Origin of the sequence: Sphingomonas gei (assembly GCF_004792685.1) — a bacterium.
Lineage (GTDB): Bacteria > Pseudomonadota > Alphaproteobacteria > Sphingomonadales > Sphingomonadaceae > Sphingomonas > Sphingomonas gei.
On record NZ_SRXT01000001.1, the window covers coordinates 47,503 to 63,493 of the forward strand.

19 protein-coding genes are annotated in these 15,991 nt (G+C 65.6%); 14 read left to right on the forward strand and 5 right to left on the reverse strand.

Annotated elements, in window-relative coordinates:
• Positions 1-30: 30 nt before the first annotated feature.
• From E5A73_RS00240 to tatC, 3 genes are read left to right on the forward strand one after another with little or no spacing between them, the layout of a single operon-like run.
• Positions 31-270: a twin-arginine translocase TatA/TatE family subunit gene (locus E5A73_RS00240; protein ID WP_135961810.1), complete on the forward strand. Its 240-nt coding sequence runs from the start codon at positions 31-33 to the stop codon at positions 268-270.
• Between the two features lie 57 nt (positions 271-327).
• Complete coding sequence (tatB, locus tag E5A73_RS00245; protein ID WP_135961811.1) at positions 328-750, forward strand: Sec-independent protein translocase protein TatB; 423 nt, start codon at positions 328-330, stop codon at positions 748-750.
• A complete protein-coding gene (tatC, locus tag E5A73_RS00250; RefSeq protein ID WP_135961812.1) occupies positions 747-1,514 on the forward strand; it encodes a twin-arginine translocase subunit TatC in 768 nt (255 codons plus the stop codon). The genes tatB and tatC overlap by 4 nt, the downstream gene beginning before the upstream one ends.
• 52 nt (positions 1,515-1,566) lie before the next feature.
• Here the strand turns inward: tatC and E5A73_RS00255 are convergent, their stop codons facing one another.
• From E5A73_RS00255 to E5A73_RS21140, 3 genes are all read right to left on the reverse strand, one after another.
• A complete protein-coding gene (locus E5A73_RS00255) occupies positions 1,567-1,701 on the reverse strand; it encodes an entericidin A/B family lipoprotein (protein ID WP_100281706.1) in 135 nt (44 codons plus the stop codon).
• Positions 1,702-1,982: 281 nt separating this feature from the next.
• Positions 1,983-3,551, reverse strand: a complete 1,569-nt coding sequence (locus E5A73_RS00260) for a sensor histidine kinase (RefSeq protein ID WP_135961813.1) — start codon at positions 3,549-3,551, stop codon at positions 1,983-1,985.
• 10 nt (positions 3,552-3,561) lie between these two features.
• Positions 3,562-3,729, reverse strand: a complete 168-nt coding sequence (locus tag E5A73_RS21140) for a NepR family anti-sigma factor (protein ID WP_168355749.1) — start codon at positions 3,727-3,729, stop codon at positions 3,562-3,564.
• 276 nt (positions 3,730-4,005) lie between these two features.
• On the opposite strand from E5A73_RS21140, the gene E5A73_RS00265 reads away from it, so the two are divergent.
• The 10 genes from E5A73_RS00265 to E5A73_RS00305 all read left to right on the forward strand — a co-directional run bounded on the left by E5A73_RS00265 (position 4,006) and on the right by E5A73_RS00305 (position 13,196).
• Positions 4,006-4,809 carry a response regulator gene (locus E5A73_RS00265; protein ID WP_135961814.1) on the forward strand — a complete coding sequence of 268 codons (804 nt, stop codon included), beginning with the start codon at positions 4,006-4,008 and terminating at the stop codon, positions 4,807-4,809.
• A 59-nt stretch (positions 4,810-4,868) separates the two neighbouring features.
• Complete coding sequence (locus E5A73_RS21145) at positions 4,869-5,006, forward strand: hypothetical protein (RefSeq protein WP_168355750.1); 138 nt, start codon at positions 4,869-4,871, stop codon at positions 5,004-5,006.
• Between the two features lie 96 nt (positions 5,007-5,102).
• Positions 5,103-5,753 (forward strand): sigma-70 family RNA polymerase sigma factor, encoded by a 651-nt coding sequence (locus E5A73_RS00270; protein WP_135961815.1) that lies wholly within the window; start codon positions 5,103-5,105, stop codon positions 5,751-5,753.
• A gap of 289 nt (positions 5,754-6,042) precedes the next feature.
• Positions 6,043-8,718: a bifunctional [glutamine synthetase] adenylyltransferase/[glutamine synthetase]-adenylyl-L-tyrosine phosphorylase gene (locus E5A73_RS00275; RefSeq protein ID WP_135961816.1), complete on the forward strand. Its 2,676-nt coding sequence runs from the start codon at positions 6,043-6,045 to the stop codon at positions 8,716-8,718.
• Positions 8,719-8,729: 11 nt separating this feature from the next.
• Entirely contained in the window at positions 8,730-9,191 is a 462-nt protein-coding gene (locus E5A73_RS00280; RefSeq protein ID WP_135961817.1) for a peroxiredoxin, read from the forward strand.
• Entirely contained in the window at positions 9,188-9,985 is a 798-nt protein-coding gene (locus E5A73_RS00285; protein ID WP_240699932.1) for a ferritin-like domain-containing protein, read from the forward strand. The genes E5A73_RS00280 and E5A73_RS00285 overlap by 4 nt, the downstream gene beginning before the upstream one ends.
• 123 nt (positions 9,986-10,108) lie before the next feature.
• Entirely contained in the window at positions 10,109-11,302 is a 1,194-nt protein-coding gene (locus tag E5A73_RS21865; RefSeq protein ID WP_135961818.1) for a M23 family metallopeptidase, read from the forward strand.
• 217 nt (positions 11,303-11,519) lie between these two features.
• Positions 11,520-11,861 (forward strand): iron-sulfur cluster insertion protein ErpA, encoded by a 342-nt coding sequence (gene erpA / locus E5A73_RS00295; protein ID WP_135961819.1) that lies wholly within the window; start codon positions 11,520-11,522, stop codon positions 11,859-11,861.
• A gap of 41 nt (positions 11,862-11,902) precedes the next feature.
• Positions 11,903-12,673 carry an exodeoxyribonuclease III gene (gene xth, locus E5A73_RS00300; protein WP_135961820.1) on the forward strand — a complete coding sequence of 257 codons (771 nt, stop codon included), beginning with the start codon at positions 11,903-11,905 and terminating at the stop codon, positions 12,671-12,673.
• A gap of 253 nt (positions 12,674-12,926) precedes the next feature.
• Positions 12,927-13,196: a hypothetical protein gene (locus E5A73_RS00305; RefSeq protein WP_135961821.1), complete on the forward strand. Its 270-nt coding sequence runs from the start codon at positions 12,927-12,929 to the stop codon at positions 13,194-13,196.
• A 47-nt stretch (positions 13,197-13,243) separates the two neighbouring features.
• On the opposite strand, the gene E5A73_RS00310 is transcribed toward E5A73_RS00305, so the two are convergent.
• The gene (locus tag E5A73_RS00310) at positions 13,244-14,395 is read right to left on the reverse strand and encodes an N-acetyltransferase (protein WP_135961822.1); all 1,152 of its coding nucleotides are present in this window, start codon (positions 14,393-14,395) and stop codon (positions 13,244-13,246) included.
• Between the two features lie 133 nt (positions 14,396-14,528).
• On the opposite strand from E5A73_RS00310, the gene E5A73_RS00315 reads away from it, so the two are divergent.
• Positions 14,529-15,623 carry a fatty acid desaturase family protein gene (locus tag E5A73_RS00315; RefSeq protein WP_135961823.1) on the forward strand — a complete coding sequence of 365 codons (1,095 nt, stop codon included), beginning with the start codon at positions 14,529-14,531 and terminating at the stop codon, positions 15,621-15,623.
• A 12-nt stretch (positions 15,624-15,635) separates the two neighbouring features.
• On the opposite strand, the gene E5A73_RS00320 is transcribed toward E5A73_RS00315, so the two are convergent.
• Positions 15,636-15,989 (reverse strand): hypothetical protein, encoded by a 354-nt coding sequence (locus E5A73_RS00320; RefSeq protein WP_135961824.1) that lies wholly within the window; start codon positions 15,987-15,989, stop codon positions 15,636-15,638.
• Positions 15,990-15,991 lie beyond the last annotated feature (2 nt).

The following is a 15,991-nucleotide window of genomic DNA, read 5'->3' on the forward strand; positions in this document are numbered from 1 at the left end:
CTAGATAGACCCCGATAGAGGAGAGTTCCCATGGGTAGCATGAGCCTGATGCACTGGCTGATCGTCGGTGTTCTGGTCATTTTGTTGTTCGGCGGCAGCCGTTTCTCCAACATGATGGGAGACGTTGCCAAGGGCATCAAGCAGTTCAAGAAGGGCATGGCCGAGGACGACGAGGAGAAGCCGGCGCCGTCGCGGATCGAGGGCAAGCCCGCGCCGACGCCCGATGCCAGCTTCCAGACCGAAGCCGAGCGTAACCGCGAAGAGCGCTGAGCTCTTGCCGTCCATCGTTGATCCGCGCGCCTTCCGTCGCGCCAAGGGCAGTGCCGAATGTTAGGCGTAGACTCGACCGAGTTGCTGGTTGTGGCCGTGGTGGCGCTGCTGGTGATCGGGCCAAAGGATTTGCCGCGGGCGATGCGTTTTGTCGGTAAATGGGTGGGAAAGGCGCGTGGCATTTCACGCCAGTTCCGCGCGGGGATCGACACGATGATCCGCGAATCCGAACTTGCCGAGATGGAGCAGCAATGGGCCGCGGAGAACGAGCGGATCATGCGCGAGCATCCGCCGACGCCCTCGCTTCCGGCGCCACAGCCTGAGCATTTCGCGCCGGATAACACTGTCGACCCGGCCGATGCCGATCCGGTGATGGTGGAACAGCCGGCCTTGTTTCCGGCCACCGAGGCGTCGGAGCCCGCCAAGCCAAAGCGTGTCCGCAAGCCGAAGGCAGCGCCTCCCGAAGAGTCACGACCGTGAACGAGATCGACGACACCCAGGCGCCACTGCTCGACCATCTGATCGAGCTCAGGCGGCGGTTGCTCTGGTCGCTGGCCGCGGTGGTGGTCGCGTTTGGCGGCTCCCTCTATTTCGCACGGCCGATCCTCGGCTTCCTGGTGGCGCCGCTCAAGGCGGCCGGGCAAGTGACGATCATCAACACCGCGGTGACTGGCGGATTCATGGTCGAGCTCAAGGTGGCGTTCTTCGCCGCGATGATGATCGCTTTTCCTGTGATCGCCAACCAATTGTGGCAGTTTGTCGCGCCCGGGCTGTACCGAAAGGAAAAGCGGGCGTTGTTGCCCTTCCTGCTCGCCACGCCGGTGCTGTTCATCGCCGGCGCCAGCATGGCCTATTTCATCGCGATTCCGGTGGCGCTCAAGTTCCTGCTCGGCTTCCAGGGCGAGCTCGGCGGCGGCGTCCAGCAGCAGGCGTTGCCCGAGGTCAACGAATATCTGAAGTTCGTGATGCAATTCATCTTCGGCTTCGGCTTGTCGTTCTTGCTGCCGGTGCTGCTGATGCTGCTCGAGCATGCGGGGATCGTCACCTTCGAGCAGCTCAAGGGCGCGTGGCGCTATGCCGTGGTCGGCGCCTTCGCGATCTCCGCAGTGCTAACGCCGCCCGATGTAAGCTCGCAATTGCTGCTCGCCGTGCCGCTGGTCGGGCTCTATTTCCTCGCGCTGGTGGCAATCTGGTTCACGCGGCGGCGGCGCGAGCGCGTCGTGGAGACCGAGCCGGCGTCCTGATACGAAAAACCCCTCCCGCATGCGGGAGGGGCCTTCGATAGTCCGACTGACCTTATTTGGAGTCGTCGGCGGTCTTGGCGACGGTGTCGCCTGCCGAGGATACGTCGCGACCCACACCTTCGACAGTGTTGCAGGCCGAAACCAGGATCGCGCCAGCGAGGGCGGCACAGGTCAAAATCTTGCGCATTGGAAACTCTCCAGCTTGTGGGCAGGGAAGAAATGCCCGGACAGCCGAAATCGTTCCGCAGCAGACACGAAACTGCGTGCGCCGCTTGGAAGTATTTCGATGTCGGGGGAAAGTGTTAGGCCCGGAAGCGTCACCGGGGGGGGAGGGTTGACGCTTCCGGGCCCATGTCTTGGATAGCGAGAGCGGGGGGGCAAAAGGTCGCTATCCGAAGAGTAGAACGAGCATTGCGGGGGCGGGTTCCGGCCAGCTGAACTTTTTTCTCGAAAAAGTTCAGCGCCCGATCAAGGGCGCCCGGTTATCGCGATCGACGCCTCGTAGGCGCCAACCAGCGGGTCGTGATGCAGCCGGGTACGCAGCTGGCGGGCAAGGCCGGCGATCACACGGCCGTAGCGGTTCTCGAGCAGCGCTTCGAGCTCGGCGCTCTCGATCAGGGCAGTCGAGTTGACTCTGAGGATCGCGCGATCCGGTTCTTCGCCCCCCCGGATCGAGATGCGGACCTGCGCGGTCGGATTGCGGTTCACCGCCAGTTCGACGATTTCGGTGAGCAGGAAGGCGACGGCGATCGCGACGTCCTGATTGACCAGCAGCGGTTCGATCTCGAGCGTGATGCCGAGTCCCGAAGCGCGGTCGGGCGCGGTTGCGCGGATATTGGCTGCCAGCTCGCCGATGATCGAGCGCAGATCGAGTCCGCGATTTTCCTCCAGCTCGGCATAATGGTGGCGATGCACGACGGCCAGCGCGTCCACGCGCCGCTGGATCGACGCATAGGCTTCGGTCGCCTCGATGCTTTTGGCGCCGCGGGCGTGGAAATTGATCAGGCTCGAGATGACCTGAAGGTTGTTCTTTACGCGATGATGTACTTCGCGGGTGAGCTTGGTCTGGCGGACGAGCCCTTCGGCCAGATCGGCCTCGTGGAGCTGGACGGTGCGCGTGATCTGCTGGAAGGTTTCCCCCAGCTCGCGGATCTCCTGCGCCGGGATCGCACCGAAGCGCTTCATGTCGAGCACTTCGCCCGGCTGATACCCGCCGACGCTGGTGCGCAGGCGACGGAGCGGGCGGATCAGCAGGATATTGACGACGAACCAGCCGATCGCCGCCGCTGCGATCCACATCAGCACGAGCAGCACCGTCGCGATGATCAACGGCGACGTGATCGGCGCGCCCGGCATGACCATTTCGAGCGTGAGGCGATCGAGCGAAAGATCGCTGCGCGCAGTCTCGCGGCGGCCGAGCGCGCCGGCGGCGGCGAGATCGCGCAGTCCCAGGCGCTCGTCATCACGGACCAATGCCGCGCCGTAGTCGGGGACGAAGCCGCTCGGCCGGGCGAGGGCGGACAGGACCGAGACCGGGTACCAGGCCGTCGCGGTCATCCCCGCATTGCCGCCGATGCGAATCGCAAGGCCATCGATGAGCAAGAATGCGCGTGTCTCTCCCGAACGCACTGCATGGGCGGCCGGAAGCACGAAGCGCTGGCCGCACAGCACGCGCCCCTGCGCATCGGCAATTGCGAAACGGACGCCGCCATGTGCGCCCAAGCTGCCGGCAAGCTGCATGCAGCTTTCGGCGTCGCCTCGATTCCTTTCCAGCGCGGCGAGCGCATCGCGCAGCTCGCCGGCTTCGTTGATCAACACATTCTCGACCACCCCCGAACTTTCGTTGGCGATCGCATGCAGGCGCGCGCGCGCTTCGGTGTCGGCGGTGCGGGTAGTCTGGATGGTGGTGAACAAGGCGATCAGCGCGAGCGGAAGCAGCGCGCCGACAAGGATCAGAAACACCTTCGCGCCGGTCGGGATGCGCGCCAGCGCCGCCGCAGGGCCCCTGGCACGCGACTGCTGATCCGGACTGTTCATGAGGATATGGCTAGTCGAGCTTCTTCAGCAGGTCGAGCAGATCGTCGGGCACGGTTTCGCGCACGGCGTCGTCATACGCTTGACGTAGCGCATCACCGACACTGCGGCTGGGTTTGCCGCCTTCCGATCCGCTCTTAGGCTTGAGCGGCTTGTCTGTTTCACTTTTCGCGGAACGCACCAATTCCCCCCGTGAGGACCCGAGATTGTCCGGGACCCGGACTGTGAATACGCACGAGCACCAGCTGCCCGATTAACGCCATGACGCCAGAGCGCAAGCGCTCCCGTGGTGACAACCGCACCACATGGTCTGGGCGATGAAACCAAATAGCGCGTCGATTGTTCCACAGGCGATGCGAAATCCGGGGAGGGGCTCCTTTGGAAAGCAGAAACGATTGCAATGCAGGCGTCGGGGCGCGAGAAGCGGCCCGCGCACTCGATGGAGAAAATTTCCCTTATGTCGCTTGGACAGCAACTCGCCCCGCATCTTCCCTTGCTTCGGCGCTATGCGCGCGCGCTCACCGGCAGTCAGGCCGAGGGCGACCGCTATGTACGCGCCGCGCTCGAGGCGATCGTGGCGGCTCCCGACCAGTTTCCCCGCGATGTCGATCCACGGCTGGGTCTCTATCGTACCTTCCAGGCGATCTGGCAGTCGACGCATCTCGAGGAAGACGACCTGGTCGAAGACGTTTCGACTCAGGCCGAGTCGATCGCGCGCAAGCGGCTTGCGCAGCTTACGCCCTTGTCGCGTCAGGCGCTGCTGCTGACCACGGTCGAAGGTTTCAGCATCGAGGATGTCGGCTATCTGATCGAAGAGGATTCCGCGCAGGTCTCCAGCCTCGTGTCCGAGGCGGTGGCGGAAATCGAACGCCAGACGCGCACGCGCGTGATGATCATCGAGGACGAACCGCTTATCGCGATGGATCTCGAGCAGATCGTGCGCGATCTCGGCCACGAAGTGACCGGCGTCGCCGTCACGCGCGACGAGGCAGTCGCGCTGGCGCTCGAAGATCGTCCGGGCCTTGTGCTCGCCGATATCCAGCTCGCCGACGACAGCTCGGGGATCGACGCGGTCAAGGACATCCTTGCCGAATTCGCGGTGCCGGTGATCTTCATCACCGCCTTCCCCGAGCGGCTGTTGACCGGCGAGCGGCCCGAGCCGACCTTCCTGATCACCAAGCCGTTTCAGCGTGAAACGGTGAAGACGACGATCAGCCAGGCACTGTTCTTCGATCAGGCGACGGTGCCCGCCACGGCGTAAAAATCGGCACGGGTTCCATATGATACGGACCCAAAACGGTTTTGGCGGGTTGTGGGGACATGGCTGAGAACGACGAACCCATCCAGGTCTCCACGGACCGCGCCCGCGCCGGCGCCACGCCGCATATGACTCGCTATGTGCTAGGCGTCGGCCTGGTTCTGGTGATCGTGGCGTTTGCCGTCATTCTCTGGGTCTGATCCTTTCGGACGACCGCGAAAATGCTGGCAATCGTGCCTGCGGCACCTATCTCCAATCAGCGCTCCAATCCGGCACGCGCAAGTGAACGGGATCGAATGACTGAGTCCGAACTGCCTGACGATCACGAGGACGCGGAAGCCGAGCCGCCGCGTGAGCACGTTGCGCTATCCGATCCCGAGTTCAAGAAGCAGCTCGCCACGGTGATCCCGCATCTGCGCGCATTCGGGCGCTCGCTCTCGGGCAGCCGCGATCTCGCCGATGACTTGGTGCAGGAGACTCTGCTCAAGGCGTGGGCGGCGCGTCAGCGTTTCCAGGCCGGCACCAATATGCGTGCCTGGACCTTCATCATCCTGCGCAATCTCTATCTTTCCCAGATGCGCCGCGCGCGGTTCAAGGGAGAGTGGGACGATCTCGTGGCCGACCGGCTGCTCGCCGCGCCGGCAAGCCAGGACCGCCATGTCGAGCTGAACGACATGCAACGTGCGTTGCTGCATTTGCCGCAGCCGCAGCGCGAGGCGCTGATCCTCGTCGGCGCAGGCGGCTTCGCCTATGAAGAGGCCGCCGAAATCTGCAACGTCGCGGTCGGCACGATCAAGAGCCGAGTCGCGCGCGGGCGCGTGGCGCTCGAGAATCTGCTCACCGACGGCCAATTGCCTTCGCGCCGCGACAGCCTGCCCAATCCCGGCGGCAAGAGCGCGCTCGATACGATCATGGGCGAAGTCGACGAACTCAGCCGCGAGCGCTGATCCGGAGATATCGGCGGGGCATCAATGCGTAGTCGACATCTCATGGTCGTTGAGGCGACGCAGCAATCGCATAAGGTCATCGGGTAGCCCGAATTCGCTTTGGAAGGCGTCGCGCAGCGAAACCGCGATAGCGTCACTGGCGCGCGGAGGCTCGACACGGTAAGCGCGCGGGGCCTTAGGGCCGGAAGGTGTTTCGTAGGTCACGATTACAAAAACGTCCTACCTTCGCATTTGTTGCTTGACATTGACAAAACTGTCGTTCTCGCTGCGTATCGATAAGAGGTTGCGCGTGAATTCAGGGGACTTGCAGCGCGCCGTTGATCTTGCCCGATCGCATGCGCCGTTTCTCGCAATGCTGCTCGACCGCGAGTCGCCGCTGCTCGACGATCTCGAACACGCGCTGATCGACCCTCTCAAGACTGCACGCGGTTTGGACGGCGAAATGCCCGAGGCGCGCCGCCTGCGTCTCGAGCGACGACGGCTGGCGCTGCTGGTCGCGTTGGGCGACCTGTCCGGGCGTTTCGATCTCACAAAGGTCACCACCCTGCTGAGCGATTTCGCCGACGACGCGCTGGATAGGGCGATCCGTACCGCCATTCGCGAGCGCACCCCCGATGCGGAGCCGCGCGGCTTCGCGGCGATCGCGCTGGGCAAACTGGGCAGCCGCGAGCTCAACTACTCGTCGGACATCGACCCGATCCTGATCTTCGATCCGGCAACTCTGCCGTGCAAGCCGCGCGAAGTCCCCGAGGACGCCGCGGTGCGGATAGGCCGGCGGGTGATCGAGATCCTGCAGGCCCGCGATGGCGACGGCTACGTGCTGCGGGTGGACCTGCGGCTGCGTCCCTCGCCCGAGGCGACACCGATTGCGCTCCCGGTGGAAGCGGCGATTTCCTATTACGAATCGCAGGCGCTTCCGTGGGAGCGCGCCGCGTTCATCCGCGCACGGGCCTGCGCCGGCGATCGTGCGCTCGGCGGGCTGTTCCTGGAGGCGATCCGGCCGTTCGTGTGGCGGCGCGCGGTCGATTACGGCACGATCCGCGAGATCCGCGACATCTCGCGCCGGATCCGCGACCATTATGCGCAGGCGCAGGCATTCGGCCCCGGTTTTGATCTCAAGCGTGGGCGCGGCGGCATCCGCGAGATCGAATTCTTCGCGCAGATCCATCAATTGATCCACGGTGGCCGCGATCCGGCGCTGCGCGTTCCGGCGACTCGCGACGCGCTGGCGGCGCTGGCCGTCGACGGGCGGATCGACGCCGAAGACGCCGCGGCGCTGACGGACGCCTATGTCGAGTTCCGCACCGTCGAGCATCGCCTGCAGATGGTCGACGATCTCCAGACCCACACGCTGCCAAAGGGACAGGAGGCGCTCGACAATGTCGCCGCGCTGCACGGGCTGGAAGACGGGGCGACTCTGATCGAGCGCCTTCGGCCGCATGTCGAGCGCGTCGGAAGGGTGTACGACGCACTCGCCGGCGAAGAGGAGCCACGGTTGACCGCCGATCCGGAGACGCTCGCGACGCGGCTCGCGGCGGCGGGGTTCGACAATCCGGCCGGCGCATTGCGCATAGTCGAGGGGTGGCGCGGCGGCGGCTATCCGGCGCTCCGCTCGCCTCAGGCACGCGAGGCGCTCGAATCGCTGCTGCCCGGGCTTCTCGACGCCTTTGCGCACGCGCCCGACAGCACCCACGCGATCACGCGGTTCGACGCGATGTTGTCGCGCCTGCCGAGTGCGATCAACTTCTTCCGCTTGCTCGAGGCGCAGCCGGGGCTGACTCGACTGCTCAGCGCCATCCTGTGCCATGCGCCGACCCTTGCCGAGCAATTGGGCCGCCGCGCCGAATTGCTCGACGGACTGATCGACGCGAGCGCTCTCGAACCGGTGGCGGAGCTACCCGAGCTGATCGCCGAAATGGCGGCGCGCGAGCGCGGCGTCGACTATCAGTGGCAGCTCGAGCATGTTCGCCGGCTGGTCGGCGAGAAGCGCTTCGCGCTCGGCGCGCAGATCATCGCCGGGGCGAGCGATCCGATCGATGTGTCGCATGGCTATGCGCGGATCGCCGAAGCGGCGATCGAAGTGCTCGCCATGGCGACTGTAGACGAATTTCAGCGCGCGCACGGCCGCGTACCTGAGAGCGAGCTGGTGATCCTCGCGCTCGGTCGGATGGGCGGGCGGGCGCTTACCCATGCTTCCGATCTCGACCTCGTCTATCTGTTCACCGGCGATTATTCGGCGGAGTCAGATGGCGCCAAGCCGCTTGGCGCAGTGACGTATTACAATCGGCTGGCGCAGCGGGTAACCGGCGCGCTTTCCGTCGCGACTGCGGCGGGGCCGCTCTATGAAGTGGACACCCGGCTGCGACCTTCGGGTGCGCAGGGGCCACTGTCGGTCTCGCTCGACGCCTTCGTCCGCTATCAGCGCGAGGACGCCTGGACCTGGGAGCATATGGCATTGACCCGCGCGCGGCCGATCTTCGGCTCCGCGGCGGCCCGGGCCGCGGTGCAGGGTATCGTCGACGACGTTCTCAACGGCGCCCGGCCGGAGCGCAATATCCTCGCCGACGCCGCGAAGATGCGCGACGAGATCGCGGCGCACAAGCCGCCAGCGGGCCCGCTCGACGCGAAGCTGCTGCCCGGCGGGCTGGTCGATCTGGAATTCGCGGTGCACGTGCTCCAGCTCCAGCATCGCACGGCATTCGCGCCGCAACTTCGCGATGCGATCGTGCTGCTGATCGCCGAGGGACTGCTGCCCCCGACGATGGCCGACGCCTATGATCTGCTAGGGCGCCTGCTGGTGACGCTGCGGCTGGTCGCGCCCGATGCGCAGCCGCCGGGCGAGACGACGCAGGCGTTGATTGCGCGCGCCGTCGGGCTGGGAAGCTGGGACGCAGTGGTTGCCTCGTTCGAGCGGACCCGGCAGGAGGTTCGCGATTGTTGGGCGCAAATCCGCGCCGGCGGCTGACGGAGACCAGGATGATCGAGCTCGGGGATCGGCTGCCCGCCGTGACGCTGGACGGCGGCGAAGGGCTGTTTGCGCTCGCCGATCGCAACGCGCCGCTCGTGCTCTATTTCTATCCCAAGGACGATACCGCGGGCTGCACCCGCGAGGCGCAGGATTTTTCGGCCTTGATGCCGGATTTCGCCGCGCTGGGCGTCGAACTTGTCGGTGTGTCGAAGGACAGTGCCGCAAAGCACCGTAAATTCTCCGAAAAATACCAATTGACCGTGCCGCTCGCCACCGACGACGGTACGGCGATGGAAGCGTTTGGCGTGTGGGTCGAGAAGCAGCTCTACGGGCGCCGCTACATGGGGATCGACCGCTCGACTTTCCTGTTTGCCAGCGACGGCACGCTGTTCCGCGCGTGGCGCAAGGTGCGCGTGCCCGGCCATGCCGAAGCCGTGCTCGCCGCCGCGAAGGAGATGCTCGGCACGTGACTCGCAGTGTCGCCGAAGCGGCACGCGCAGTGCTCGACGCGGGCGAGCCGCGCGCCAAGATCAAGGCGGCGCGGGCGGCGGCGCGCGACTGGCGGCTGGGCCGGCTCGACCATCGCTTCGACGTCGCGATGCCCGCGCGTCCGGCGCGGCCCGACCGCCCCGAATTGCTCCCGCCCAACCGCATGCCGAAGCGTGGCAAGGGTGGGTCCGAGCGCGGCCGCATCGCGCTGATCCACGCGCTCGCGCATATCGAATTCGTGGCAATCGACCTGGCGTTCGACGCGGTCGGCCGGTTCGGCGGGCAATTTTCGCGCGGCTTCACGGACGACTGGATGCAGGTCGGTGCCGACGAGGCGATGCATTTCGCTTTGCTCGATCGTCGGCTCAAGCAACTCGGCAGCCATTACGGGGCGTTGCCCGCGCATGACGGCTTGTGGGACGCCGCGGCGGCGACCGCGCATGACGCGCTGGCACGGCTAGCGGTGGTTCCGATGGTGCTCGAGGCGCGCGGGCTCGACGTCACCCCGGCGACGATCGCGCGGTTCGAGGCGACCGGCGATATCGCGACCTCCCGCATTTTGGCGCGTATCCTGAATGACGAAATCAGGCATGTCGGAGCGGGTACGCGGTGGTTCGAATCACGCTGTGATGAACAAGGTTTTAACCGAGAGGGAACCTGGCAGCATCTTGTCCGCACCTATTTCGGAGGTCTGATTAAACCTCCATTCAACGACTCGGCGCGCGACTCTGCCGGTCTGACGCGGGATTACTATCAAGCCCTTGCGGCGTCCTGATTTCTCAGGCCAAACCACGATGCGTCCAGAAGCGGGGGGCCTGCTGATGGAACAGTGGAATTGTCGTAAGCCGATTCACCGGGTCGCATCGGTGTAAGCGCTTGCCGAAAATGTCGGGGACTCATGGCCAACGCTACCAATGACAAGAATGCGAAACTGGCCGCTCGGTTCCGCAAATTTTTCGCCACCCGCGATTTCATTTTCCATGACGGACGCGACCTGCGCCGCTTCAGCATTGCCGGCCGCACCCAGGCGCTTTTCGCTGGCGCCGCCACGATCACCGTTCTTTTCTCGGGCTATGGCGTGTCGCAGGCGATGGCCGGCGTGATCGCCGTCAGCGGCGTGAGTGCGGTTCCTGGCTCACCCGAAGCCCAAGTCGCCAAGATGCGCGCCCAGGTTGCGCAGATGCACGCCGAAGTAGCTGCCGCGAAGCAGGCCGCCAAGCTCCAGGCCGCCCGAGTCGAGCAGCGCCAGGCGCTGATCTCCGCAGTGCTCTCGGGCAAGTCCGATCCGGCCGCCCTCGACGCGGCACTTGCCGATTCCGCACCGCAGACCAGCGCCGTCGCCAACGAGATGCTCGCGCCGCTCCGCAAGGTCGAGCAGAGCCAAGTCGCGCTCGCCGGCAAGGCCCGCGTCGCCGGTGAGGCCCGTTACCAGCAGACCGCCAGCCATTTCCGCCGTCTCGGCCTCGCACCCGAGCGCTTCGTCCGCGTGAGCGGCGGCGCGATGGGCGGCCCGTACGAGCCGATGGACGACAATAATGACGGCGCTGCGGGTTCGGATTCGGCCGAGAGTGCCGATGCCCAGTTCCGCGCCTTGTTCCTGACCTGGAAGAAGCTCGATGCGCTCGAGCAGACGGTGATTTCGATCCCGTCGATGCAGCCGGTCGACAAATTGCTGTTCACGTCGAGCTTCGGGGTGCGCTCGGATCCGTTCCGCGGCACGGCGGCGATGCATGCCGGGGTCGATATCCCCGGCACGATCGGCACGCCGATCTACGCGACTGCCGACGGCATCATCAGCCATGCCGGGCGCCAGGGCGGCTATGGCAATCTCGTCCAGATCAATCATGGCCGCGGCATCGAGACGCGCTATGGCCATCTCTCGAAGATCCTCGTCGCCGACAATAGCCGCGTCCGCCGCGGCCAGATGATCGGCCTGATGGGCTCGACGGGGCGCTCGACCGGCAGCCATCTCCATTACGAAGTCCGCGTCGACGGCAAGGCGGTCAACCCGATCCCCTTCCTCCAGACCGGCGAATATCTGGCCGCGATCCCGGCCCCCGCGCAGGGCGGCGTCGGCGGCCCCGCGAAGTAAGAGGCAGGAGAGGAGGGGTCGTCCGTGAGGCGGCCCCCACCTGCGCCTCGGTTTGCATCGAACTCGAGCCGCGACCTCGGCGAAGGCCGTGGCGCTGCGCCACGAGCGATGGGGCTGTGGCCCTGGATCCCGGCATTCGCGCGTATGACCAAGAACAGGCGGTTGACGACAGGGGCGCCGCATTGCCCTGTCGCGCCGTCCATCCTATCTTCACCGGATGGCCACCATGCTCAGCCCCGACATCGCATTGACTCCCCCCGCCGCCGCACGCGTCGCGGCGATCGCCGCGAAGCAGGGCAAGCCGGCGATCCTGCGCCTTTCGGTCGAGGGCGGCGGATGCTCGGGGTTCCAGTACAAGTTCGGCATGGCCGAAGCCGCCGAAGCGGATGACAGCATCACCGAGACCGACGGCGTCCGTCTCGTGGTCGATTCGATCAGCCTCGACCTGGTTCGCGGCGCGCAGGTCGATTTCGTCGACAATCTCGGCGGCGCGCACTTCGCGGTGACCAATCCCAACGCCGCCTCGGGCTGCGGCTGCGGTACCAGCTTCTCGGTCTGACCCGACTGGCGCTGCGCCGCGCACGCCGCTAACCAGCGGGAATGAAGATCGTCAGCTACAACGTCAACGGGATCAAGGCGCGCATGGAGCGCCTGCTCGAATATCTCGACGAACAAAAGCCCGATTTGGTCTGCCTCCAGGAGCTCAAGGGCGCCGACGAGACGCTTCCGGTCGGCGACATCGAGAAAGCGGGTTACGGCGCGGTCTGGCACGGGCAGAAAGGCTTTAACGGCGTCGCGGTGCTCGCCCGCGGCCAGCAGCCGGTCGAGCGCCAGCGCGGCCTCGCCGGCGATCCCGAGGATGCGCATAGCCGCTATATCGAAGTCGAAATCGGCGATCTGGTGGTCGCTTCGATCTATCTGCCCAACGGCAATCCGCAGCCGGGCCCCAAGTTCGACTATAAGCTGCAATGGATGGACCGGCTTGCCGACCGCGCCCGCGCGCTGCTTGCCGAGGAGCGGCCGGTGGTGCTCGCCGGCGACTATAATGTCATCGCCAATGACGACGACACCTTCTCGGTGCGGGCAATGGCGAGCGATGCGCTGACGCAACCCGAATCGCGCCAGCGCTACCGCAGCCTGCTCGCGCAAGGCTGGACCGACGCGCTGCGCACGCGCTTCCCCGGCGGCGGGATCTGGACCTTCTGGGACTATCAGGCCGGCTGCTGGCAGCGCGATGCCGGCTTCCGCATCGATCATCTGCTGCTCAGCCCGCAGGCGGCCGACCGGCTGACCGGCGCCGGCGTCGACAAGGAATATCGCGGGCGCGAACGCGCCAGCGACCATGCCCCGACCTGGGTGACCTTGCGCTGAGGCATTGATCCGACCCCGCCTCGGCTGGCGGTACGGCCATTTCCGGACACTACCATGTCCTTTTCCGGACACCGGTTCGGCTAGATCACCAACTTTTGGCGTGTATTGCCGTGCTATGGCGGTGACCTTCAAGTGTCATATCGCTAAGTATTTGAAATAACACAAATCTGCGAATTGGCACGACCGATGCAATGCATGGGAGGCAGGCGGAACGAGGGAGCGCCTGGTGTCAAAATCCAGAGGAGTTAAGGGAATGATCACTCGTACTACTGGCCGCGTTTCGAGCGCCGCCGCCGCCATGATTGCCGCCGTGGTTCTCGTCGCGAGCGCCACCGCGCCGGCTTATGCCGCCGTCGATCCGACCACCGAAGCACCCAAGGCGCCCGCCAAGGCGGAAAAGGCCGACCGCTATTGCGTCGTCGAAACCCCCACCGGCAGCCATCGCCGCCAGAAGGTGTGCCGCACCCGCGCCGAATGGATCGCGCGGAGCGGGGTCGATCCCGCCGGCGAACCGCGCAAGTAAGACACGAGCAGCCCGCGGCGTCCGGCGTTCCCGCCGCGGGCTGTTGCTCAGAGCGCCTTTTGGTAGATCAGATATTCGCGGTTGATCCGGCTCTCGATGGTCTCGGCGATGGCGATCATCCCCTGATTGTCGTCGAGGACCCAGCCGATCTCGCCGCGGCTCGCGCCGTAGCGGGGGACTGCCTCGCGACGGATATATTCGATCATCATGAAAGCCAGCTGGCTCGCCATGCGCGAGCTTTGCAGCCGCTTCACCACACCCATCAACGGCACGCGCATCGTCCGCACTTTGGGCTTGCGCAGCCACAGCAGCAGCTTGAGCCAGCCAAAGGGAAGGAGCGAGCCCTTGAGCGGCCTCAGCGGTTCGTTGAGGTCGGGCAGGGTGACCATGAACGCCACCGGCTCGCCCTCGAGCTCGGCGATCATGATCAGGTCCTCGAACACCAGCGGCTTCAGCTTCTTGCCGACATCGTCGATCTCGGGCTGGGTCAGCGGGACGAAGCCCCAATTGTCCGACCATGCATCGTTGAGGATCGCGAGGATGATCGCGGCCTCCTGATCGAAGCGCGACTTGTCGACCTTGCGGATGCGGATCTTCGCGTTCCTCTCGCCGGCGGCGATGATGCGCTGGACGAGCGGCGGGAATTCCTGCGTGATGTCGAGATCATAGGTGAGCAGCTTCTTGGCCGGCGCGTAGCCCAGCGCTTCGATCCAGCCCTGATAGCGCGCGGGATGGTGCCCCATCAGCACCGTCGGCGGATGGTCGTGGCCCTTCACCAGCAGACCCGGCTCTTCCCAGATCGACAGGCTGACGGGCCCGAGCGCGCGCGTCATGCCCTTGTCGCGGAGCCATGCCTCGGCCTGCGCGATCACTGCCTTCGCCACTTCGGCATCTTCCGTCTCGAGCAGCCCCCAAAAGCCCGTGCCTGGGCCGAAACCCTGTTCGGGCGGCATTTCGAGCGCGAGGCGATCGATATGCGCCGAGATGCGCCCTACGACCTTGCCGTCGCGCTCCGCCAGGAAGAGCTGCGCCTCGGCGTGGCTGAACCAGCCGTTTTTCTTCGGGTCGATCGTCGCTTTGACCTCATTGCGTAGCGGCGCGACCCAATTGGGATCATCGCCGTTCAGCCGATAAGCGAGTTCGACGAAAGCGTTGGTGTCCGCCTTGGTGACGACGGGGCGGATGCTGAGAGCGGGCATGCAGGCGGCCTTTGCGAGAAGTGCGCCGAAGTCCAGCCAGAGGGTGGTGCTTGTCAAGCGGAACCTGCTGCGCCGCGTCATCCCCCTGTTATTGCCCCATCCTAGCCACTATCTGGAGGCAATGGATGCCCTTATGAACCACTCAGTTGCACTCGATTTGCGCGAAACCGCAGCGCCCGCCGCGCGTGCCGCCGCAGGGCGCATCGCCGACGACAAGGCGATGCTGCGCGCTGCGGCCGAGATCGCGCGTGACCTCCACAAGGCACGGCCCGCCATCTTCTGGGGCGACATGCTGGCCTCCGCGGCGCTCGGTTATGGCGCGCTCGCCGCGACGATCCTGGCGCCGTCGACCGGCTGGGCGCTGCTCGCCGGCACCGTGGCGGTGCTCGCGCTGTATCGCGCGCTGCTCTTCATCCACGAGATCAGCCATCTGAAGCACAGCGACTTGCCCGGCTTCCGGCTGGGGTGGAATGTGGTGGTCGGCGTGCCGCTGATGGTGCCCTCGTTCATGTACGAAGGTGTCCACAATCTCCATCACGCGCGCACCCGCTACGGCACGGTCGAGGATCCCGAATATCTGCCGCTGGCGCTGATGAAGCCCTGGTCGCTGCCGCTGTTCGTCCTCATTTCGGCGCTGGCGCCGATGGGCCTGCTGCTGCGCTATGCAGTGCTTTCGCCGCTGTCGCTGGTCGTGCCGCCGCTGCGCCGGATTGTCCGCGAGCGCTATTCGGGACTGGTGATCAACCCTTCCTTCCGTCGCCGCCCGGCCGAGGGCGCCGAGCGTACCCGCTGGCTTATGCAGGAGATCGCGACGAGCCTGTGGGCGATCGCATTGCTCGCGCTGACCGCGGCGAACGTGATCCCGCTCAGGGCCTTTCTGATCTTCCTCGGCGTGATCGGTGCGGTCACCGTGATCAACCAGATCCGCACCTTGGTCGCGCATCTCTGGGAGAATGAAGGCGAGGCGATGACGGTCACCGCGCAATATCTCGACAGCGTCAACGTGCCGCCGCCGGGGCTGCTGCCCGCATTGTGGGCGCCGGTGGGGCTGCGCTATCACGCGCTCCACCATTTGCTGCCGAGCGTGCCGTATCACAACCTCGCCGAGGCGCATCGCCGCCTGACCGCGCTGGTCGACCGCGATTCGCCTTATCACAAAGCGAGCTATGCCGGGCTGCCCGGGCTGGTCCACCAGCTGGCCCGCAGCACGATGGGCACGCGCCGCTAGGGTAAAGCGAAGTCAGCTGGCGCTGTCACCGGTACGGGCGAGACGATCGAGCCAGGCTCGAGCCTGTTTGGGTTCGCCGACCGCTTGGGGGCCTGGCTTGCCTCGTGCAGCAAGAAATTGCTGTTGAAGTTCGAACGGCTGCAGGTCGAGTTGTGCCCGGGCCTTGTCGATTGCCTCGCCGATCTCGCCGAGCCTGTCGATGACCGGAGCAATGGCTACGCGCGTCCAGCGATCGCCATTATGGTCAAACAGCCCCCATTTTCCCGATGCCGTAGCCTGCAATGCCGCGATGAGTTCGACGGTATATTCCGCTTCGAGTTCGAGGCGACGCTCGTCCAGCCGTGCGAGACGTTCGCCCCTGGCCATCG

Bases quoted from the DNA above. Each gene is read 5' to 3' on its own strand.
- E5A73_RS00240 (WP_135961810.1), top strand. From the start codon at position 31: ATGGGTAGCATGAGCCTGATGCACTGGCTGATCGTCGGTGTTCTGGTC.
- tatB (WP_135961811.1), top strand. From the start codon at position 328: ATGTTAGGCGTAGACTCGACCGAGTTGCTGGTTGTGGCCGTGGTGGCG.
- E5A73_RS00255 (WP_100281706.1), bottom strand. From the start codon at position 1,701: ATGCGCAAGATTTTGACCTGTGCCGCCCTCGCTGGCGCGATCCTGGTT.
- E5A73_RS00260 (WP_135961813.1), bottom strand. From the start codon at position 3,551: ATGAACAGTCCGGATCAGCAGTCGCGTGCCAGGGGCCCTGCGGCGGCG.
- E5A73_RS00265 (WP_135961814.1), top strand. From the start codon at position 4,006: ATGTCGCTTGGACAGCAACTCGCCCCGCATCTTCCCTTGCTTCGGCGC.
- E5A73_RS21145 (WP_168355750.1), top strand. From the start codon at position 4,869: ATGGCTGAGAACGACGAACCCATCCAGGTCTCCACGGACCGCGCCCGC.
- E5A73_RS00270 (WP_135961815.1), top strand. From the start codon at position 5,103: ATGACTGAGTCCGAACTGCCTGACGATCACGAGGACGCGGAAGCCGAG.
- E5A73_RS00280 (WP_135961817.1), top strand. From the start codon at position 8,730: ATGATCGAGCTCGGGGATCGGCTGCCCGCCGTGACGCTGGACGGCGGC.
- E5A73_RS21865 (WP_135961818.1), top strand. From the start codon at position 10,109: ATGGCCAACGCTACCAATGACAAGAATGCGAAACTGGCCGCTCGGTTC.
- erpA (WP_135961819.1), top strand. From the start codon at position 11,520: ATGGCCACCATGCTCAGCCCCGACATCGCATTGACTCCCCCCGCCGCC.
- xth (WP_135961820.1), top strand. From the start codon at position 11,903: ATGAAGATCGTCAGCTACAACGTCAACGGGATCAAGGCGCGCATGGAG.
- E5A73_RS00305 (WP_135961821.1), top strand. From the start codon at position 12,927: ATGATCACTCGTACTACTGGCCGCGTTTCGAGCGCCGCCGCCGCCATG.
- E5A73_RS00310 (WP_135961822.1), bottom strand. From the start codon at position 14,395: ATGCCCGCTCTCAGCATCCGCCCCGTCGTCACCAAGGCGGACACCAAC.
- E5A73_RS00315 (WP_135961823.1), top strand. From the start codon at position 14,529: ATGAACCACTCAGTTGCACTCGATTTGCGCGAAACCGCAGCGCCCGCC.
- E5A73_RS00320 (WP_135961824.1), bottom strand. From the start codon at position 15,989: ATGGCCAGGGGCGAACGTCTCGCACGGCTGGACGAGCGTCGCCTCGAA.